18 protein-coding genes are annotated in these 19,606 nt (G+C 37.7%); 7 read left to right on the forward strand and 11 right to left on the reverse strand.

What is annotated here, in order from left to right:
- Nucleotides 1-158 precede the first annotated feature (158 nt).
- The 3 genes from mqnB to B3297_RS22190 all read left to right on the forward strand — a co-directional run bounded on the left by mqnB (nucleotide 159) and on the right by B3297_RS22190 (nucleotide 2,777).
- Entirely contained in the window at nucleotides 159-800 is a 642-nt protein-coding gene (mqnB, locus tag B3297_RS22180; protein ID WP_070562711.1) for a futalosine hydrolase, read from the forward strand.
- Nucleotides 801-923: 123 nt separating this feature from the next.
- Nucleotides 924-1,910 carry a pyruvate dehydrogenase complex E1 component subunit beta gene (locus B3297_RS22185; protein ID WP_046673190.1) on the forward strand — a complete coding sequence of 329 codons (987 nt, stop codon included), beginning with the start codon at nucleotides 924-926 and terminating at the stop codon, nucleotides 1,908-1,910.
- Between the two features lie 111 nt (nucleotides 1,911-2,021).
- Entirely contained in the window at nucleotides 2,022-2,777 is a 756-nt protein-coding gene (locus B3297_RS22190) for a DUF6263 family protein (RefSeq protein ID WP_070562709.1), read from the forward strand.
- A gap of 59 nt (nucleotides 2,778-2,836) precedes the next feature.
- Here B3297_RS22190 and gcvH read toward each other — a convergent pair whose 3' ends face one another.
- A complete protein-coding gene (gcvH, locus tag B3297_RS22195; RefSeq protein WP_070562707.1) occupies nucleotides 2,837-3,217 on the reverse strand; it encodes a glycine cleavage system protein GcvH in 381 nt (126 codons plus the stop codon).
- Nucleotides 3,218-3,317: 100 nt separating this feature from the next.
- Here gcvH and B3297_RS22200 point away from each other — a divergent pair, with 100 nt between their 5' ends.
- Nucleotides 3,318-4,514, forward strand: coding sequence for an anhydro-N-acetylmuramic acid kinase (locus tag B3297_RS22200; protein WP_070562705.1), 1,197 nt, complete (start codon nucleotides 3,318-3,320; stop codon nucleotides 4,512-4,514).
- On the opposite strand, the gene B3297_RS22205 is transcribed toward B3297_RS22200, so the two are convergent.
- The 10 genes from B3297_RS22205 to B3297_RS22250 all read right to left on the reverse strand — a co-directional run bounded on the left by B3297_RS22205 (nucleotide 4,515) and on the right by B3297_RS22250 (nucleotide 14,825).
- The gene (locus B3297_RS22205; RefSeq protein WP_070562703.1) at nucleotides 4,515-5,186 is read right to left on the reverse strand and encodes a DUF2461 domain-containing protein; all 672 of its coding nucleotides are present in this window, start codon (nucleotides 5,184-5,186) and stop codon (nucleotides 4,515-4,517) included.
- A 7-nt stretch (nucleotides 5,187-5,193) separates the two neighbouring features.
- Nucleotides 5,194-5,994, reverse strand: a complete 801-nt coding sequence (locus tag B3297_RS22210) for a phosphatidate cytidylyltransferase (protein ID WP_286779517.1) — start codon at nucleotides 5,992-5,994, stop codon at nucleotides 5,194-5,196.
- A gap of 3 nt (nucleotides 5,995-5,997) precedes the next feature.
- The gene (locus B3297_RS22215; RefSeq protein WP_070562697.1) at nucleotides 5,998-6,207 is read right to left on the reverse strand and encodes a DUF2007 domain-containing protein; all 210 of its coding nucleotides are present in this window, start codon (nucleotides 6,205-6,207) and stop codon (nucleotides 5,998-6,000) included.
- Nucleotides 6,182-7,105 (reverse strand): CPBP family intramembrane glutamic endopeptidase, encoded by a 924-nt coding sequence (locus B3297_RS22220; RefSeq protein ID WP_286779518.1) that lies wholly within the window; start codon nucleotides 7,103-7,105, stop codon nucleotides 6,182-6,184. The genes B3297_RS22215 and B3297_RS22220 overlap by 26 nt, the downstream gene beginning before the upstream one ends.
- A 238-nt stretch (nucleotides 7,106-7,343) precedes the next feature.
- The gene (locus B3297_RS22225; protein ID WP_070562691.1) at nucleotides 7,344-10,661 is read right to left on the reverse strand and encodes a S41 family peptidase; all 3,318 of its coding nucleotides are present in this window, start codon (nucleotides 10,659-10,661) and stop codon (nucleotides 7,344-7,346) included.
- Nucleotides 10,662-10,803: 142 nt separating this feature from the next.
- Nucleotides 10,804-11,556, reverse strand: a complete 753-nt coding sequence (locus tag B3297_RS22230; RefSeq protein ID WP_070562689.1) for a zinc ribbon domain-containing protein — start codon at nucleotides 11,554-11,556, stop codon at nucleotides 10,804-10,806.
- A complete protein-coding gene (locus B3297_RS22235; protein ID WP_070562686.1) occupies nucleotides 11,556-12,656 on the reverse strand; it encodes a Nif3-like dinuclear metal center hexameric protein in 1,101 nt (366 codons plus the stop codon). Before B3297_RS22235 ends, B3297_RS22230 begins: the two co-directional genes overlap by 1 nt.
- Nucleotides 12,646-13,131 (reverse strand): hypothetical protein, encoded by a 486-nt coding sequence (locus tag B3297_RS22240; protein ID WP_070562683.1) that lies wholly within the window; start codon nucleotides 13,129-13,131, stop codon nucleotides 12,646-12,648. Before B3297_RS22240 ends, B3297_RS22235 begins: the two co-directional genes overlap by 11 nt.
- A 22-nt stretch (nucleotides 13,132-13,153) precedes the next feature.
- Entirely contained in the window at nucleotides 13,154-13,909 is a 756-nt protein-coding gene (locus B3297_RS22245) for an alpha/beta hydrolase (RefSeq protein WP_070562680.1), read from the reverse strand.
- Nucleotides 13,910-14,114: 205 nt separating this feature from the next.
- A complete protein-coding gene (locus B3297_RS22250) occupies nucleotides 14,115-14,825 on the reverse strand; it encodes an SAM-dependent methyltransferase (RefSeq protein WP_070562678.1) in 711 nt (236 codons plus the stop codon).
- Nucleotides 14,826-14,974: 149 nt separating this feature from the next.
- On the opposite strand from B3297_RS22250, the gene apaG reads away from it, so the two are divergent.
- From apaG to mnmG, 3 genes are all read left to right on the forward strand, one after another.
- Nucleotides 14,975-15,361 (forward strand): Co2+/Mg2+ efflux protein ApaG, encoded by a 387-nt coding sequence (gene apaG, locus B3297_RS22255; RefSeq protein ID WP_046673176.1) that lies wholly within the window; start codon nucleotides 14,975-14,977, stop codon nucleotides 15,359-15,361.
- Between the two features lie 355 nt (nucleotides 15,362-15,716).
- A complete protein-coding gene (locus B3297_RS22260) occupies nucleotides 15,717-17,582 on the forward strand; it encodes an ABC-F family ATP-binding cassette domain-containing protein (RefSeq protein WP_070562675.1) in 1,866 nt (621 codons plus the stop codon).
- Between the two features lie 93 nt (nucleotides 17,583-17,675).
- Complete coding sequence (mnmG, locus tag B3297_RS22265; RefSeq protein ID WP_070562672.1) at nucleotides 17,676-19,535, forward strand: tRNA uridine-5-carboxymethylaminomethyl(34) synthesis enzyme MnmG; 1,860 nt, start codon at nucleotides 17,676-17,678, stop codon at nucleotides 19,533-19,535.
- Nucleotides 19,536-19,606 lie beyond the last annotated feature (71 nt).

A 19,606-nucleotide genomic window follows, 5' to 3' on the forward strand; every position in this document is an offset into this window, starting at 1 on the left:
TGATCAAAAATGATTTCGTAGCAACTAATCAGTTAACCTTATTATTATAATCAAGCTCAAATTTGTAAGCAGGACGAATTCCTAGCTCGCTATTTTTATGCTAAAAAAAGGTATGCCTGCAATATAATTTGTAATTTTCCATCAAAAACGAATTTATCATGCAAATATTAGTGATTGCGGCTACTTCATTTGAATTGCAGCCTTTTCTGGAAGTGGTGCCAAATTACAGTCAATGCGATACCCTAATCACTGGTGTGGGCATGGTGGCCACAGCCTTTGAGCTAGGAAGAGTGCTACATGAAAAAAAATATGATCTCCTCATTAATATCGGGATAGGGGGATGTTTGGACCGACATATTAAAATAGGCTCAGTTGTTCAAGTCGTTTCGGAATCATTTGTTGAACTGGGCGCGGAAGACGGTCATAATTTTATTCCAATAGATCAATTGGGCTATGGAAAGTCTAAATTTACTTCGTGTTTCCTGAATGACAAGGAACTTAGGCTTCCTTTTTTAAAGCAGGGGGAAGGAATTACCGTAAACAAAGTCCATGGTAGTACAGAAAGTATTGAAAAAGTTCAAAAACTGCATCCTGATAGCCTTATTGAAAGTATGGAGGGAGCCGCTGTTTTCTATGCTGCCGACAAAATGACTGTTCCCGTAATCGAGATTCGTGGAATTTCGAATTACGTGGAGAAAAGGAACCGTGCCACGTGGAACATTCCATTGGCGATAATGAATAGTAATAAGGCACTTATAAAGACATTGGACTATCTGAACAACTTCTATTCAAAAATTTAATACAAAAGTCATTTACTTATTAAAAAATGACATAAAACTATAGAATTAGCAGGTTCAAATCTTCAAAATATCAATTTTAAATAGTAGATTTGTAATCTAAAAATTGACACTATTTTACAACTGATGAGAGAAATACAATTCAGAGAAGCACTTCGTGAAGCAATGAACGAAGAAATGCGTAAAGACGACAAAATATTTTTATTAGGAGAAGAAGTTGCTGAGTATAACGGAGCTTACAAAGTAAGTCAGGGTATGCTTGATGAATTCGGTGCAAAGCGTATCATTGATACACCTATTGCTGAACTTGGTTTTGCTGGTATTGCTGTTGGTGCGGCAATGAATGGTTTGAAGCCAATTGTTGAATTCATGACATTCAACTTCTCACTTGTTGCAATTGACCAAGTAATCAATGCGGCAGCTAAAATTCACTCGATGAGTGGTGGACAGTTCTCTATTCCGATGGTCTTCCGTGGTCCTACAGGAAATGCGGGTCAGCTTGCAGCACAACACTCTCAAAACTTTGAGAACTGGTTTGCAAATACACCAGGTTTAAAAGTTGTGGTTCCTTCGAACCCATATGAAGCTAAAGGTTTATTGAAATCAGCTATTATCGATCCAGATCCTGTTATCTTCATGGAATCTGAGGTCATGTATGGTGATAAAGGACAAGTTCCTGAAGAAGAATATTACTTAGAAATCGGAAAAGCTAATATTATCCAAGAAGGTACAGATGTAACTGTTGTGTCTTTTGGTAAAATGCTTCCTCGCGTTGTCATTCCTGCAGTTGAAGAATTGAAAAAAGAAGGTATCAGCGTTGAATTGATTGACTTGCGTTCGGTACGTCCTATCGATTACCCTACAATCATCGCGTCTGTTAAGAAAACAAACCGTTTGGTAATCGTGGAAGAAGCATGGCCACTAGCGTCTATTTCTACCGACTTAGCATTCAATGTACAACGTAATGCATTTGATTACTTAGATGCCCCAGTTATCCGCGTAAATTGTGCAGATGTACCTCTTCCTTATGCTCCAACATTGATCGAAGCTGCTTTACCTAGCGTTGAGAAAGTTGTTAAAGCTGTGAAAGAAGTATCTTATATCAAGAAGTAATACGAATTACATCCTTAAAAAAATTAAAATCCCTTTTACTGTGTGAAAGGGATTTTTTTTTATATTTAAACTGGCCAATTGTTGCTTACTAAAAAAATTAAAATTCCATATATGAAAAAATTAAGAATTGCCTCTTTAATGGCTGTATTTGCATTTCTCGTGATATCTGCTTCCGCACAAAAGAAATACACATTACGCGTAAATCCCGATTCAGGGAAAAAAATATCACAAAATCTTGTGATGACCATGGATATTGACGCTGCTGGCCAAAAAATGGTGACAGACCTTAATATGGGCTTTGATATCACCAATACGACGAAAAAAGACAACATATTTGCGTTCGATCTTAAATATACCGGAATCAACATGAAAATGAATATGGCAGGAATGGATATGACTTACGACTCTAAAAACCCCGAGGCCAATGAATTTTCTAAACAGATGCATGCGACCTTAGGCAAGTTGCTCGAAAATAGCATTAGCTTTAATGTTGATCAACTTGGCAAATCTTCCGATATCAAGTTGCCTGAGGGCATTAACATGCCATTTGATAAAAGTATGTTCGAAAATATAACTACAGTATTGCCTGAACAGCCGATTAAAATAGGTGATTCTTGGACATCCAAAACTGAATCAGATGATTCAGGCATTTCAGTAGAAAACAAAATGACTTTAATAGAAGCAAATGAGCTAGGCTATAAAGTAAATGTTGAAGGAAAAATGTTCGGTCCGGATGCAAATCAGGTAGGCAACGTACAGGGCTTCTATGTCTTGGATAAAAAGACCTGTCTTACCACGAGTACAGAAATGACAAGTGCCGTGGATATGCCTGAAGCAAAAATAAAGACCACCTTAAAAACCCAATAAACGACGAAAAATAAAATAGGGGCCAAAAGGCCCCTATTTTATTTTTTTATATATCAAATTTATGCGTTGATCTCTTCTTTGTACAGATCAGCAGATAACAAAGCGTCAACATCAGCAGCGTTGTTCAATTTAATACGAACAATCCAGCCTTCACCATAAGGATCAGAATTGACCAATTCAGGAGATGCATCAATAGCTTCATTCACCGATAAAATCGTAGCTGCTACAGGTAAAAACAAATCAGAAACTGTTTTTACGGCTTCAATTGTACCGAAAACTTCATTAGCGGCTACTTCTTCACCTACAGTGTTTATGTCAACAAAAACGATGTCACCCAATTCACGTTGAGCGAAATCGGTAATCCCTACAACTGCTTCATCACCTTCAACACGAATCCATTCGTGATCTTTGGTGTATTTCAATTCTGCTGGAAAATTCATTGTATTTAATTTTTTGATTTTTAATGCCGTGAAGTTACAAAATATCTTCAATTGTCAAAAATGATATTCATCATAACATTTTTGTGTTTATTTTTAAGCTATGAATCCTCAAATCGAAAGACTTTACCAAATTTCACAAAAGAAAGAACGTCGTATTATTGGCCTGATGTCCGGAACATCCCTGGATGGTCTTGATATCGCCGTGTGCCGCATAGAAAATGCAGGTAAAACAACGAAAATACAGCTCGAGAATTTTACTACAATGGTTTATGAGGATGATTTTAGAGAGCGGGTGCGTGAAGTTTTTGCAAAACGAAATATCGACCAGCAATTATTTTCGGGACTCCATGCTTATATTGGAGTCACGCATGCCAAATTAATCAACACAGCATTGCAACAATGGAATCTATCAAGCAGTGAGATTGATTGTATAGCCAGCCATGGGCAAACCGTATACCATGCTCCTCAATCGTTGACCAAAGACCGCAACTGGCCCAACAGCACTTTACAGATTGGAGATGGAGATCATATCGCGGTAGATACAGGTATCATAACCCTATCTGACTTTAGGCAAAAACATATTGCTGCAGGAGGAGAAGGGGCACCTTTGGCAGCCTATGGCGACTACCTTCTTTTCTCGCATGCAACAGAAAATCGATTCTTATTGAATATTGGCGGTATTTCTAATTTCACATTTATCCCAAGCCATCAAACAAAGTCGAAAGCTTATGCGACAGATCTCGGTCCAGGCAATACAATGATGAACCAATACATGAAGGTAAATTTTGATCAGGAAATGGATAAAGATGCCTATATGGCTAAAAAGGGCCAAGTAAATGATGCGCTATTGAATCAATTATTAACGGAGGAGTTTCTAACGCTGCCCTTTCCAAAAACCACTGGGCCGGAACTATTTAATCTCGCTTATCTCGCAAGGGCACAGGATTGTTCGAAAACAAGCCATATTCCACATGAGGATGTTATGGCGACCCTCAATCGCTTTGCTGCTCATGCGATGGTCAATGGCATTCGCAAGCAGTCAAAAGGGCTATCCGATGTAGCGGTGTACATTAGTGGTGGTGGACTACACAATCCATTGCTGTTCGATTACATCAAAAGGAGCCTACCTACTTGTAACGTTGAAAGTTTTGCAACATTGGGTATCAACCCAGATGCAAAAGAGGCCGTTCTCTTTGCGCTATTAGCAAATGAGACTTTGGTAGGCAACAAATCCAATGTAGCGCAAATTAAAGACTCTCCCGCTGTCTGTATGGGCAAAATCAGCTTGCCTGAATAATTATTCTGTATCGATGGCTTCTTGTAAAAACTCTTTAAAAGGAAGCATACTTTTATAGGAAGCCACGATATTATCCAGCGCATTTTTTGCAGATAACTCCTTTGTAGTTAAAGATCTATCCAACACAAAACTTTTCAATTTGATAAAGTCAATAAACGGATTATCTTCACTATAGCCGGCCGGTGCACGTTTCAGTAAATCTTCTTTGAAAAGCGTAATATTACTGCCAGTCAATACTGTTTTTAAAATTTCATCCAATTTATCACCACTGTAATCAATTTCTTGTCTTATTGCCTCTAAATGTTGCTTTTCAGGACGCCAATACCCACAGGCGATAAATGAATTTTCCGCTCCAATATGAATATAGTACTCTGGTCCCTGCAACTTTCTTCCATCAACAGAAATTCCTGCCCCAAACCAACTTTTATAAGGAGTTTTATCATTTGAAAAGCGTGTATCCCGGTAAATGCGAAACAAACATTTACTTGCTTGAATGGAAGTATTAATTTTAGGGTCAAACTCGCTCAATGCAGGAATTAAATCTGTCAAAAAATTTCTCACATCAGCCAATGCAGCTTCATATTTAGCTCTGTTATCGGCAAACCACTCCCGAGAATTATTGGCTTTCAATTCCGTTAAAAAATCAAATGTAGATTTTTGAATGTGACTCATAATACAATCAATTGATTAAAATTAAGAAAACATAGATCATAGGTGCCGCTAATAACAACCCATCAAATCTATCTAAAAAACCACCATGTCCAGGCAATATATTTCCGGAATCTTTTACGTGCAAACTACGCTTTAACATAGACTCTACTAAATCCCCCAATGTTCCAACAATACTGATAATTGCCGCAATACTTACCCATTGCCAAAGTGGAAGATAACCAAAATATTTTTCCAGATTTACAGCAGCAACAATAGCCAAAATCAAGCCCCCAAAGAAACCTTCCCATGTTTTCTTTGGTGAGATCCGTTCGAATAATTTACGTTTTCCAAAGCTTCGTCCAGCGAGATATGCCCCGGTATCGTTTGTCCACAATAAGATCAAAAAACCTAAGGGCAGTACATAGTTAAAAGTACCTTGCAGAAACCCTAATTTGGAAAATAGGAAGAAAGGCAATGTAACATAAGCTATACCCAAAAAAGTATAGGCAATATCATTGAAAGGAAAAGTTCTCTTCTGAAAAAGTGAAATAATATAAGTCGCACTTATAAATGGGATAATCAGTGCTAAAAATTTTACCGCAAGCAGGTCCATCGAAACTAATGAGCCCAAAACAAATAAGAGTAAGGCCAGTGTTATGCCTATCCACTTATTTGGGGCGCGTTCTTCGGATGAAACTATTCCATAGAATTCATAAAGACACCATGTACTGAGCAGTGTAAAAAAAATGGAATAGACATAAGCGCCCAAAAGAGTGGCAGCTATCATGACAGCCACAAAGATTACTCCCGTTATTGCTCTTGTTTTCATCTCTTAAAGCCCTCTTTCTGCTTCCTCAATTAATGTTTCGGCCAGATCAATAGATCCTTCACTGACATAGAGTTCAATTTTCCCAAATAAATAAGAAGAATCTTGTTTATTCATTGCGACAGTAGGAATACCATTTTCTTCCAGCATTTGCTTGACTATCTCGGCCTGAATCGCATTTGTATATGTTTTAATTTTTTTCCAATCGTTCTCCATTATTTTCTTTTTGCGTTGATCTATAAAATAAGAATACAAAAATAAGAGTAAAAATGAAGCCTACAAGATATATCCACCAAGATTGCAATTCAAATGCATTGAATTCATCATAACTCTTACCCTCTCTTACGTAATAAAATGCCCCGATTGTGGCTCCGGCATTGTTGACAAAGTGTCCAAAAATGGGCAGTACGATGTTCTTGCTCCATACATAAAGATAGCCAAAAAAAGCGCCCAATAACATGCGGGGAACAAAACCAAAAAATTGCAGGTGTATCGCACTGAAAATAATGGCAACAAGCCATATAACCACATGCTGATTGCTCAACCATCTTCCCATTATTTTTTGCAAAACACCGCGGAACAACAATTCTTCACCTATGGCCGGAATCAAAGCCAGTATAACAATATTATACAAAAAGCCGGATACACTCGACTCCATAATAATAACCTTGATTAAATCGGCCGATTCCTTTTCACTACGCTCCAACCAACGCTGCAAAGATTGCATATTATCGGGCAATTGTAAGGATTCATTCCAATGACCGATCAGACTCATCAAAGGCATAAAAGAAAGCATTGCTAAAAATATATAGCCAAATTGCATTCCGCTAGGCCAATTTTTCAATTTAAAATAGGCTTTACCATATCCTTCGCGTGTATTCATCAGATAAGCTGGCACAACAAAAGATCCCAAGCTACTCATTAACAACATAAATCGCATATCATTGGCAGATCCATTCAATATAGACTCCAAGGAGAAGACCTGCCCTGTAAATGAATAATAACTTGCAATAATCAGAATGGCAATAATCTGCGAAAGAATGGAAAAACCAATAACCATTAAGATCAAACGTAATAAAGATTGAAACGGATGGGGTGTTTTTTCAGGAAACATATCTAGTAAATATCAGTTAAAGATAACAATAAAAGCAAGATTTATTAAAATTGTCATGTCCAATCAAATTTTAGCATCTGATTTGTATTGGCCTAATGAAAACGAATGATATGATCTAATTACGATAAAAACTACACGAGATATATTCAATCATCTCGGATATGGATGCAGTTACATACAAACTATATGATCAAAAAAGGGCTTTGAATCTCTTCAAAGCCCTTAGATTTATACTCTTTTAATTCACCCGAATAGGATCGGCTGGTTTTTGTAAATTTTTGTAAGGATACGTTTTCATTTCTTCCAACAATATCTTCACCGTTCTTTCAAGTTGAGGATCACGACCCTCCAAAAGATCTTTAGGCAATTGTTCGATAAATACATCAGGAGCCACACCTTCATTTTCAATAATCCAATTTCCTTTGAGGTCATATACACCGAAGTTTGGCGAAGTAATACGGCCGCCATCCAATAAAGGAGGATAGCCACTTATGCCAACCAAAATCCCCATTGTCGTACGACCAACCAATTTACCCAGCCCTTTAAAACGGAACATATAAGGCATCATATCGCCACCTGAACCTGCATTTTCATTAATGATCATGGCTTTAGGTCCATAAATACCATTTCCTGGTGTAGTAAATCCTTTTCCATCACGAATTCCCCAACCAGCAATCAGTTCACGGGACAAAAGATCAATGACATAATCGGCCACCCAGCCACCACCATTGTTTCTTTCATCCATCAGAAGAGCCTTTTTATCCATCTGAGCGAAATAATAACGATTGAAATAGGTATAACCTTCAGCACCGGTATTTGGCATGTAAACATAAGCTATTTGCCCATTACTCAATTCATTTACTTTCTTACGGTTCCTTTCAACCCATTCCATGCTCCGCAAATTCATCTCGTCGCTAAACGAGATCGGTTTAACGATTACTTCACGAGCGCCGACCAATGAAGGTTTTGAATTGACCTTCAACGTAACTTGTTTACCAACAGTATTGTCAAATAAACTATAGATATCCTCATCTTCAGTCAATTCAGCACCATTAACAGCAACAATATAGTCTCCTTCTTTGATGTTTAATCCCGGTTCAGCCAATGGGGCTTTGAACGATGGATTCCATTCAAGACGCGTAAACAATTTAGCAATCTGATAGTAACCATTCTTTAACGTATAATCTGCTCCCAACACACCAACTGAAACCGACGGCGTGGAAGGTTGATCTCCAGGATAGATATAATTGTGTCCCACGACCATTTCTCCCATCATTTCATTCAATAAATAACCAAGATCAGAACGATGGTTTACAAAAGGCAGGAATTTTTCATATTTGGTTTTCATCGCTTTCCAGTCAGCACCATGCATGTTTTCAACATAAAAATAGTCTTTTTGCATTGACCAAACTTCATTGAATACCTGTTTCCATTCGGCAGCGGGATCCACCAATTGCTGAATTCCGCCTAGCTTAACTTCGCCGGCAGTAGGAGAGGCTACTTTTTGCCCAGCTGTTACAATATTGAATCCATTTCCCGTTTGATATAACATCTTCTTACCATCGGCGCTAATAACAAAACTACGGGCATTTTCCACTAAGGTTTTGTTTTCGAGATCCTTAAAATCATATGCTCCGATTGTTCCCCCGCGTTGGTAAGTCAATTGATTTGGCACTAAACCATTCAAATTCCAATAAGGTCCAGCAGGTAAAGGGAGGGCAACTATTCTGTTTTCTATACGATCGAAGTCAACTTGAATAGATTTATCAATGGGCTTACTTGCCACTGCCTCTTCCTTTTTATCCTTTTTAGGTGATTTTTTATCGTTTTCTTTTACACGATCTTTTTTATCACCATCTCCTTCTTCCTTTCTATCCACCTTATCCTCACGGATTTGTTCCTCATCACTATCATTCTTAAAGAATGATGGCGTTTTGCTGGATAAAATAAAGCCATATACGGCATAATCAACATTACGCTGCACCGCGGACATATGTAAGCCAGAATTTGTCAACCCTGTATTTGTACTCGCTGTAAAAAATAGATATTTACCATCCTGAGAAAAAGCTGTACTACGTGCAGAGCTCATACCATCCGTAATTTGCTGAGTTTTCTTTGTATCCAAGTTATACATAAACACAGCGGGTACCCCATTTTCCAATGTACGTATAAAGGATATCCATTTTGAATCAGGAGACCAGCTTGGTTGGAAATGATTGGATACACGGCCAGTTTGACCGCTCAATTTATCGTCTGCAACTTTAACAATGGCCTTTGAAGCGATATCAATATAGAACAGATTAAGATGTGCATCATTGTAAAACAACTTCTTGGAATCCGGTGACCATGTTGGCTCGAAATAGAAGTTCGTTTCTCCTAAGTTAAAGTACAGAGGTTTATCTTTTCCAAATTGATCCATCAGCACCAACTGATAAGATCCATTTTTGTCTGAAATATAAGAAATCCATTTTCCATTTGGAGACCAATCCGGAAAACGCTCATGAGAACCCGGAGAATTAGATAAATTTCGGGCTTCACCTTTCTCCTTAGGTACCGTAAATATCTCTCCCCGCGCCTCTAATAATGCCCGTTGGCCTGTTGGCGATAGGGTAGCATAACGTATATCGTCCTTAATGTCTTTATAATACGGTCTTTTGTACATTACATCTGTATTCACCGTAATATGCAAAGGAATGACTTTATTATCGCTCAGATTTAGCGTATTTAATACGCCAGCATATTCAAAGATCAACTCAGTCCCATTTCCATTCAGCGAACGCACATCGTAATCTTTAAAATCCGTTAGCTTTTCTACCTTTTTGGATTTGGTATCATAACTATAGATGTTAACAATTTTATCACGATCGGAAAGGAAGTAGATCTTATTTCCCAACCATAATGGTTTAACATCATTACTTTTAACCTGCGGAATAGCTTCTATTTGTTTGGTTTTCGTATCGAAGATCCAAATTGTCGGCATACCACCACCCCGGTAGCGTTTAAAGGCAACTCGATCTCTTTCAGTAGGGTCAGTGTTTTTGATATAAGCCCAGTAACGACCATCAGCAGAAGGGCTTCCCTGAGTCGCTTCAGGCATAATAAGCGCCTTGTCCATTCCTGACATTTGAATATTGGAACTGTATAATCGTGGACTTAAAGCATAGGTGAAATCACGAGATGTCGTATAATATACTTCATCATTATTGAGCCATCCCCGCAATACATCCGAAGAAGGGTGATAAGTGATCCGTTTGGGCTCACCACCCGTTACAGGGATTACATATACGTCTGTATTTCCGTCATAATTTCCTGTGAATGCAACTTTCTTGCCATCTGGAGAAAACATTGGATTCTGTTCCACTCCAGGATTTGTTGTAAGGCGTCTCGGATTAGCTCCGTTTTTTTCGGCAATCCAAATATCTCCACCATAGACAAAAGCAATATTGTTGGCGCTAATACTTGGATTTCGAAGCAATAGGGTTTCTTGCGCTTTTGTTTGCAGAAAGGATGTACCGAGCAAAAAGGCAGCAAATAACTTGAAATGAGTTTTATTCATAAACGTTTAAAGGTTAAATTTACCACACACAAAACTACACTTTTGTAAGCGGACCTAGTTAGTATATCAACAAAGTTGCATAAAAAATATGACAAAAAAAAAGTCCTGCTTTACAGCAGGACCTTCCTTTATTTATTGAGGATTAGAAACCGTACTCTTGTTCGATTTCTAACACAATTCCTTCATCAACCAAAACGCGACCACAGTGTTCACAAATGATGATTTTCTTACGTTGACGTATTTCTGATTGCATTTGAGCAGGAATCTTATTATGACATCCTGAACAGCTATCACGATCGATCGAAACAACAGCAAGTCCGTTTTTAAACGAGTTACGCAAACGGTAGTATACCTTTACCAAACGTTCTTCGATATTCGCTTCAGCCTCAGCAGCTTTTGCTAACAATGCATCTTCTTCTTTTTGAGTTTCAGAAGTAATTGTTTCCAATTCTTTCTTTTTTCCCTCAAGTTCGCTTTTGCTATACTCAAGATTTCCTACAGTAGTATCGTAGTTTTCTGTTTTGTTACGAATCTCAAATTCTGCTTCTTTGATTCGTTTCTCGCAAACCTGAATCTCAAGACCTTGGATTTCTATTTCTTTCGAAATAGCGTCGTACTCACGATTATTCTTTACCTCATTCAGCTGCGACTCATATTTTTTGATAGCAGCTTGGGCATCCTTAATCATGTTTTTACGCTTAACGATCGAATCTTCTAAATCGTCTAAGTCTATTCTGATCTTCTCAATACGAGTCTCTAAGCCCGCAATCTCATCTTCAAGATCTGCAACTTCCATAGGCAATTCACCACGAACTTGGCGAATTTTGTCTATTTTAGTATGTACGGCTTGTAACAGCCATAATGCTTTCAATTTTTGTTCTACGGTTTGTTCCATCAACTGTAGTATTTTATAGGATTTGTATCTATTTCTGTTGTTAAGGTTGCAAAGTTAGGAAATTTTTTCGTAATAATGTCGTACAATAATTCTTGCGTAAATTGTTCGCTCTCAAAATGTCCCGTATCTGCAATCACGATTTCACCTTCAGCATCAAAAAATTCATGATATTTATAGTCTGCTGTAACAAAAAAATCAGCACCAGAACGTTTGGCTGCACCGAGTAAAAATCCCCCCGAGCCACCACAGACCGCTACACGACTAACTTTTTTATCTAATAAGGCTGTATGACGAATGACATTCAACCTCAGTTTGTCCTTAAGATAAGCTAAAAATTCCAATTCAGCCATTGGTTCAGCCAAATTTCCAATCATTCCTGCACCGATTTCAGCAGCCGTATTTTGAATATCAAACAAATCATAAGCTACTTCCTCATAAGGATGAGCTTCATAGAGTGCCAAAAGTAACTTTCTTTCAATAGATTTCAGGTAGATAACCTCAATTCGTGTTTCCTCAACACGCTCTTGAACACCAATCTCCCCAAGGGTAGGATCGGCCCCTTCTAAAGGTCTAAAACTACCATAACCCGCCGCATTAAAACTACATTGATCATAGTGTTTTCCGATTTTACCTGCGCCCGCATCAAACAATGCCTGTCGGACATCTTCAACATGACTCCTAGGTACAAAAACGACCATTTTTCGCAATACATTTGTTTTAGATTCCAGTATAGCCTGATTTTCTAATCCCAATTTATCGGCAATTTTCGTATTCACTCCACCGGTAACATTATCTAGATTCGTATGAATGGCATATAATGCAACTTTATGTTCAATTGCTTTAATAACCGTACGCTCCACATAATTTTTCCCATTAAATTTTTTTAGCCCCCTAAATACAATGGGATGGTGCGAAATAATTAAATTACACCCTTTATCAATGGCTTCTTTTACAACATCTTCTGTGCAGTCTAACGAAATGAGCACCTTTGTAATCTCTCTATTGGCGTCGCCCACAATAAGGCCAGCATTATCATAAGACTCTTGCAAATCTAAAGGAGCCAATTGCTCCAAATAGTCAATGACTTCTTTAATTTTCATGGTCTACAATTACCTCTTTTTCTCTAAATTTATTATGTTCCTCTAAAATTCTTCTATTCGCGTTAATTTCAAACCAGTAATTAGCCAATGTCACAAAATGCATAATGATCAGTACACCGGAAATAGAAAGTGGGAGCGGAATATTTGTCGCCAGGTAAATCCATGCATATAGCGATCCTTTCCTAAACGTAGGGTTTTCCTCCACAGCTATTTTTCGATCATAAAATTCATTGATCAAAGAATCCCTTAGACGCGAAGCAACCTGAAAATTCCAATAAATATTAACCAGCGGAATTGCAGCTAACCACGATTGGTTGGGCTTCATTAATCTATTTTCTTTGGCGACCAATTTTAATGTCTTTCGAATTGTATTTGCAAATAGAAGCCATACGATAATACGTATGGCAACAATACCCATAGCGGTATAAATTACTTCAGGCTTACTTAACTCTCTTATTAATTCCTCTTGCGTCATTGAACTATTTATTGCTTATTTATTATTCCTGTTCCAACAAATCTACTAATTCTTTCAACTTTTTTATTTGTGGATTATGATCTCCAACAAATTCGACTGTTTTAAAACCTATATTTTTTGCCTTCCTATAAAACGGGTAAAAATCATCATCCTCAATTGTTTTGCCATCCTCATAAGTCAAAATGTAAGTACTTGGAATTTTAAGTCGTTTCGGATTTTTTAAACTGATCTTGTCTGTCATTGTTCTTAACGGGTGGGGGACATCCCTAGGAAGCTTCTTAATGTCCTTCACCCAGAAAGGAAAAATATAACCATCCTTTTCTAATTTTAACAGTCCATTTGCTGCACTGGATTTACCCATTAAGTTCATTACAGATTGTTGATCCTCCGGTAGTATAGCATCCAAGTAAACCAATTTACGGATTCTATCCGGAAGACTATCTGCCACAGCCGTGATAATCATCCCACCATAACTATGTCCGACCAATATAATATCATGGAGATCCTCAAACAGGATCGTATTCACAACATCATCGACATGCGTTTGTAATCGGATAGAAGTATCTGCTAAATGATAACGCTCACCCAGGCCTGTTAGTGTGGGTCGGTACACCTCATTTCCCTTTTTAGCTAACTCAACCGCCGTATTTTTAAACTGCCAAGCACCACCCCAAGCTCCATGGACAATAACATATGTAGAAGACTGTGCAGCAAGATATTTACTGAATCCAACTAATGAAAACAAAAACATAATAGACAATAATCTACAGTAATTCATCTTGTTATATATTAAATCATTCTAGACGGTTAACAAACTCTATTCAGCATTTATTCTGATACCCTGGTTTACATATTTATTAAAAAAACAAAATGTAAGCACTCACTTACTTTATTAAAACATACTTCACTCATGTAAAAACAGCTTTTAATTTCATTATTAAACTTCATCAATGAAAATAGGGTAGGGGGGAGCTCTAAAAACATCATGCATAAAGTAAAAAAATAGTCGGCTTTTTATGATAATCATACGATCGTTTTCGCCACTCACCAACTGTCAAACTTTGTATATTTTCGTCGGCAGCTGTTACATTTGACGCAACACAGAGTAAGGTGGAAGGTTTACATATTTTTAGTAGATCGGCTAAAAGCTGATTATTTCTAAATGGAGTTTCAATAAAAATTTGCGTCTGCTTTTCACGTGCTGATTGCTGTTCGAGATTTTTAATCTCCTTAGCTCGATCAATTTTATCGATAGGCAAATAACCATGAAAGGCAAATTTCTGACCGCTAAATCCGGAAGCCATAAGTGCCAGTAGAATAGAGCTTGGTCCAACAAGAGGAACTACCTTAATACCCAATTGATGTGCCCGCGCTACAATAGAAGCACCAGGATCAGCAACACCAGGACATCCCGCCTCAGACATTAATCCAACACTTTTGCCTTGTTTCAAGCCTTCAAAAAAATCATTTATATTTCCCTTGTCCCGCACATGTTTTCCATAATCATGGATCGTTAATTCGCTCTGCGGAATCTTTAAACCTGCAAGTTTTAAAAACTTGCGCGCCGTTTTTTCGTTCTCTACAATATACTCGTCCAATGAATTGATTGTTTCCACTAAATACGGAGTAAATGACTGGAAAGCTGCGTCATCACTCAATGGAACAGGAATTAAATATAAGATACCATTTGCCATAATACAAACCTACTAATTAAGGTCCATTTGGTTATACTAATTTTAAACATAGCATTATTTAACCTTTTAAAATGATTATAATTTAGATTTTTAAACTCATTATTAGTATTTTAGCGTAAATATTCATTGCAACAATAAACATCATTCAAATGATCACACAAATTACAGAAGGCGTAAAAATCTCGGTTGAAACCATCTATCAATCGGAGTATTCGAATCCGGACCGTGAACATTTCATGTTTGCTTATCATATCAGCATAGAAAATCTCAGCGATTACACGGTTCAATTGATAAGTCGCTATTGGAAAATTTTTGATGCAAAAGGAGACTATAGGGAGGTATCTGGAGAAGGAGTAGTAGGCGAACAACCTATTATAGAACCTGGTCAGACTCATCAATACACCTCAGGTTGCAATCTCAATAGCGAATTCGGATTCATGGAAGGATATTATAATATGATCCGAACACTGGACAACGGCAGCTTTCAAGTTGAAATACCACGTTTCAATCTGATAGCGGATTACGCATTGAATTAATTTTATCAGGGCAGTATCATTATTGCCAATTAATCAAATAACGAAGCTTTTTTCGCATCGAATAAGAAACTATTTCTTTATTTTTGCGAGCATTCCAAATGAACAAGCGAACCTTTGGGACTTCGAATTATCATTTTACCTAATGGCAAAGGCTAACATTTGATCGTATGCCACCCAATAGATTACATTAGTCAGCAATCAAAACGATTATTGATTCAATATATAAATAACTGACAATCAATAGAAATATAACTAAAATATTGATTATCAACACGATATAAACTACCAAGAGAAGAAACCTACTGGTAGTGTTTTGGCGTGTAAATTGACTGAATATAATTTAGGGTGATATAACGTGAGTATTTTAGCTACAGAACAAGTAAGCCATTCCTTCCATGATCGATGGCTTTTTAAAGATTTACATTTCGGTCTCCAAAAGGGAGAACGTGTGGCCTTGGTCGGAATCAATGGCACAGGTAAATCAACCTTACTCGCCATTTTAGCAGAGCGAATCTTACCAACCTCAGGAAAAGTTGTAAAAGAAAAAGGTATAAAAATTGGTTTCTTAGAACAGGATCCTGATTTCACAGGATTAAAATCAATCAACGATTTTATTTATAGTACAGACAACGATCAACAACGTCTTATCCGTGAGTACGAGGAGCTGTTATTGGAAACTGATATCGATCAGAAAAAATTAGAAGATCTTACAGAAAAAATAAGTTCATTGAATGCCTGGGAGTATGAGCATAATATTAAGACGATTCTTAATCGTTTAAACATTATGGATTTCCATCAAGATATCAAAAGTTTATCAGGGGGCCAACGAAAACGCCTTGCGCTAGCCAAGCTTTTGATAGACGAGCCGGATATTTATATATTAGATGAACCCACCAACCATTTGGATATAGAGACTATTGAATGGCTTGAAAAACTACTAACAACAGGTAGCAAAACCGTTCTTTTAGTAACGCACGATCGCTACTTCTTGGATAATATCTGTACGGAGATTCGAGAGCTGGATAGGGGCAATCTCTTTACCTATAAAGGTAACTATTCTTATTTTCTAGAAAAGAAGTCGGAACGTGAAACTATTGATGCGGTTATGATTGAGAAAAGCAGAAATCTACTTCGCCGTGAATTGGAGTGGATGCGTCGTCAACCACAGGCACGTGGTACCAAATCCAAATCACGTATTGAAGCATACTATGACTTGGAAGAAAAATCTAAAGCAATTAAAGGAAACGACTCGGTACAACTCAGTGTGAAAGTAAGCAGGCAGGGCTCAAAAATACTCGAACTAGAACATGTTGCCAAACGTTATGGAGCAAAAGAAATCATACATGATTTTTCATACACCTTTAAAAAAGGTGATCGTATTGGTCTAGCGGGAAAAAATGGTACTGGAAAATCAACCTTTCTTAATTTAATCACGGGAGAAGAAAAACCTGATACAGGGTCTATAGCGGTAGGGGAAACCACAGTATATGGCTACTATAAACAGGGCGGATTGGAAGTAAATGAAAACGATCGAGTATTAGATGTTGTAAAAAATATAGCAGACTATATTGAAATGGCAAATGGGGAAGTAATCACGGCTTCACAGCTGCTAACCCACTTTTTATTTCCTCCTGAAAAACAATTTGGTTTCGTTAACAAATTAAGTGGGGGGGAGAAAAAAAGACTTCAATTAATGCGTGTTTTAATGAAGAATCCAAATTTTTTAATTCTGGATGAACCATCCAATGATTTGGACATTGATACATTAAACGTGCTGGAAGATTTTCTTGACAACTACAAAGGAGTACTCATATTAGTATCACACGACAGGTATCTATTAGATAAATTGACGGATCAACTTTTCATTTTTGAAGGAAAGGGGATCGTGCAGATATACAACGGAAATTATGCCGACTTTAAACTTGAACAGGAAGAAATCCAAAAATTAGAAAAGGAAAAACAAAAAAGGATAACCCAAGAACAGGTAAAGCCAATTGTAAAAGAGGAAAAGAAAAAACTCTCGTACAAGGAACAATTGGAATATAACAAACTAGAAGAAGAAATCGAAAAACTGGAAACACAAGTAGCGTTAAAAACGGAGGAACTAAACCAGGTAACAGATCATCTAAAACTTTCTTCCTTAGCGGAAGAAATTCAATCTATCCAAAAACAGATAGACGATAAATCCGAAAGATGGTTATATCTTGCTGATTTTATGTAAAATTTCACCACAGGTTTCACGTGGAACACAAAGAAAACGTAAATTTACAAAGAAATAAAAACACCACGTTTCACGTGGAACAAGAATAGAAAAATGTTTAAAAAATATAATGTAATTGTCGTTGGTGCGGGGCATGCCGGATGTGAGGCAGCGGCGGCAGCAGCTAACTTAGGTTCGTCCACTTTACTCATCACAATGAATATGGGAGTAATAGCGCAAATGAGTTGTAACCCCGCTATCGGTGGAGTAGCCAAAGGACAGATAGTAAGAGAAATTGATGCTATGGGCGGATATACTGGTATCATAGCAGATAAATCAACCATTCAATTCCGAATGTTAAATCTTTCGAAAGGTCCTGCCATGTGGAGTCCGCGGACCCAAAATGACCGAATGCGGTTTGCAGAAGAATGGAGATTACAACTCGAGTCTCTTCCTAATTTAGATATGTGGCAAGATACCGTAAAAGAAGTTATCGTAAAAAACGGAAAAGCTTGCGGTGTCATCACTTCGATGGGAATAGAAATAGAATCGGACGCCGTGGTACTGACCAATGGAACTTTTCTAAATGGTGTAATTCACATTGGGGACAAGAAATTTGGAGGCGGTAGAACAGGAGAGAAGGCAGCCACAGGTTTAACCGAACAACTTGTTTCCCTTGGTTTCGAATCAGGAAGAATGAAGACAGGTACTCCACCACGTATAGATGGAAGAAGCCTCAACTATGCATTAATGGAAGAACAGTGGGGCGATGAAAAAAGAGGGCGGTTCTCCTATACAGATGTAGAAATACCAACTGAACAACGCTGTTGTTGGATTACCTATACAAACGATAAGGTCCACGAAATGCTACGCACTGGGTTTGAAAAATCACCCATGTTTACGGGACGTATCAAAGGATTGGGACCACGCTATTGCCCTTCAATAGAAGATAAAATAAATCGTTTTGCCGAGCGTGAAAGACATCAGATATTCGTGGAGCCCGAAGGCTTCAAAACAGTGGAAATTTATGTCAACGGATTCTCCACCTCATTGCCAGAAGACGTACAATTGAAAGCTTTGCAATTGATCCCAGGCTTTGAAAATGCGAAAATGTACCGCCCAGGTTATGCCATAGAATACGACTACTTTCCACCAATGCAATTGGATCTAACCTTGGAAACCCAATTGGTGAAACATCTATTTTTCGCAGGACAGATCAATGGGACAACTGGCTATGAAGAAGCCGCTGCTCAAGGTTTCCTAGCCGGGATAAATGCGCATCAACGCATCAATGATGATAAGGAACTTATTCTAAAACGATCCGAATCCTATATAGGTGTATTGGTCGACGACCTCGTAACAAAAGGAACTGAAGAGCCGTACCGCATGTTTACATCAAGAGCAGAACATCGTCTACTTCTACGCCAGGACAATGCTGATATTCGCCTAACCCCATTAGCTTACAAATTGGGATTGGTAGGAGAAGAAAGACTCAAAAAAGTGCAAAACAAAATTGATAACTCCAATAAAATAATCGAGTATCTCAAACAAAATTCGACCAATGTCGAAAAGATGAATACCGTATTAGCCGAAGTTGGCTCAAGCGCACTTCCACAAAAAACAAGGTTGAGTAATGTTCTTGCAAGACCACAAGTTGGTATCCAAGATATTCTGAAAGGAGACGAAGGCTTTGCACACTATGTATCCCAATTCGATAATGATACCATTGAACAAGCAGAGATCAATCTCAAATATGAAAGCTATTTCGATAAAGAGATGGAAATTGTCAATCGCATGAAGAAGATGGAAGATAGAGAAATTAATCCTGATTTTGACTACAGCCTATTAACATCGCTATCAATTGAGGCAAGACAAAAGTTATCTAAAGTTAAACCACGTACACTGGGGCAAGCTTCAAGAATCTCAGGCGTTTCGCCCTCTGATATCACTGTATTGATGGTCCATATGAGTTAAACAACTGAAAGCTAAATACTTATACACTAAACATCACAAAGCTTAAAATAAGCGATTTAAGACAATATTCT

Source organism: Sphingobacterium sp. UBA3519 (assembly GCF_002377215.1).
Lineage (GTDB): Bacteria > Bacteroidota > Bacteroidia > Sphingobacteriales > Sphingobacteriaceae > Sphingobacterium > Sphingobacterium multivorum.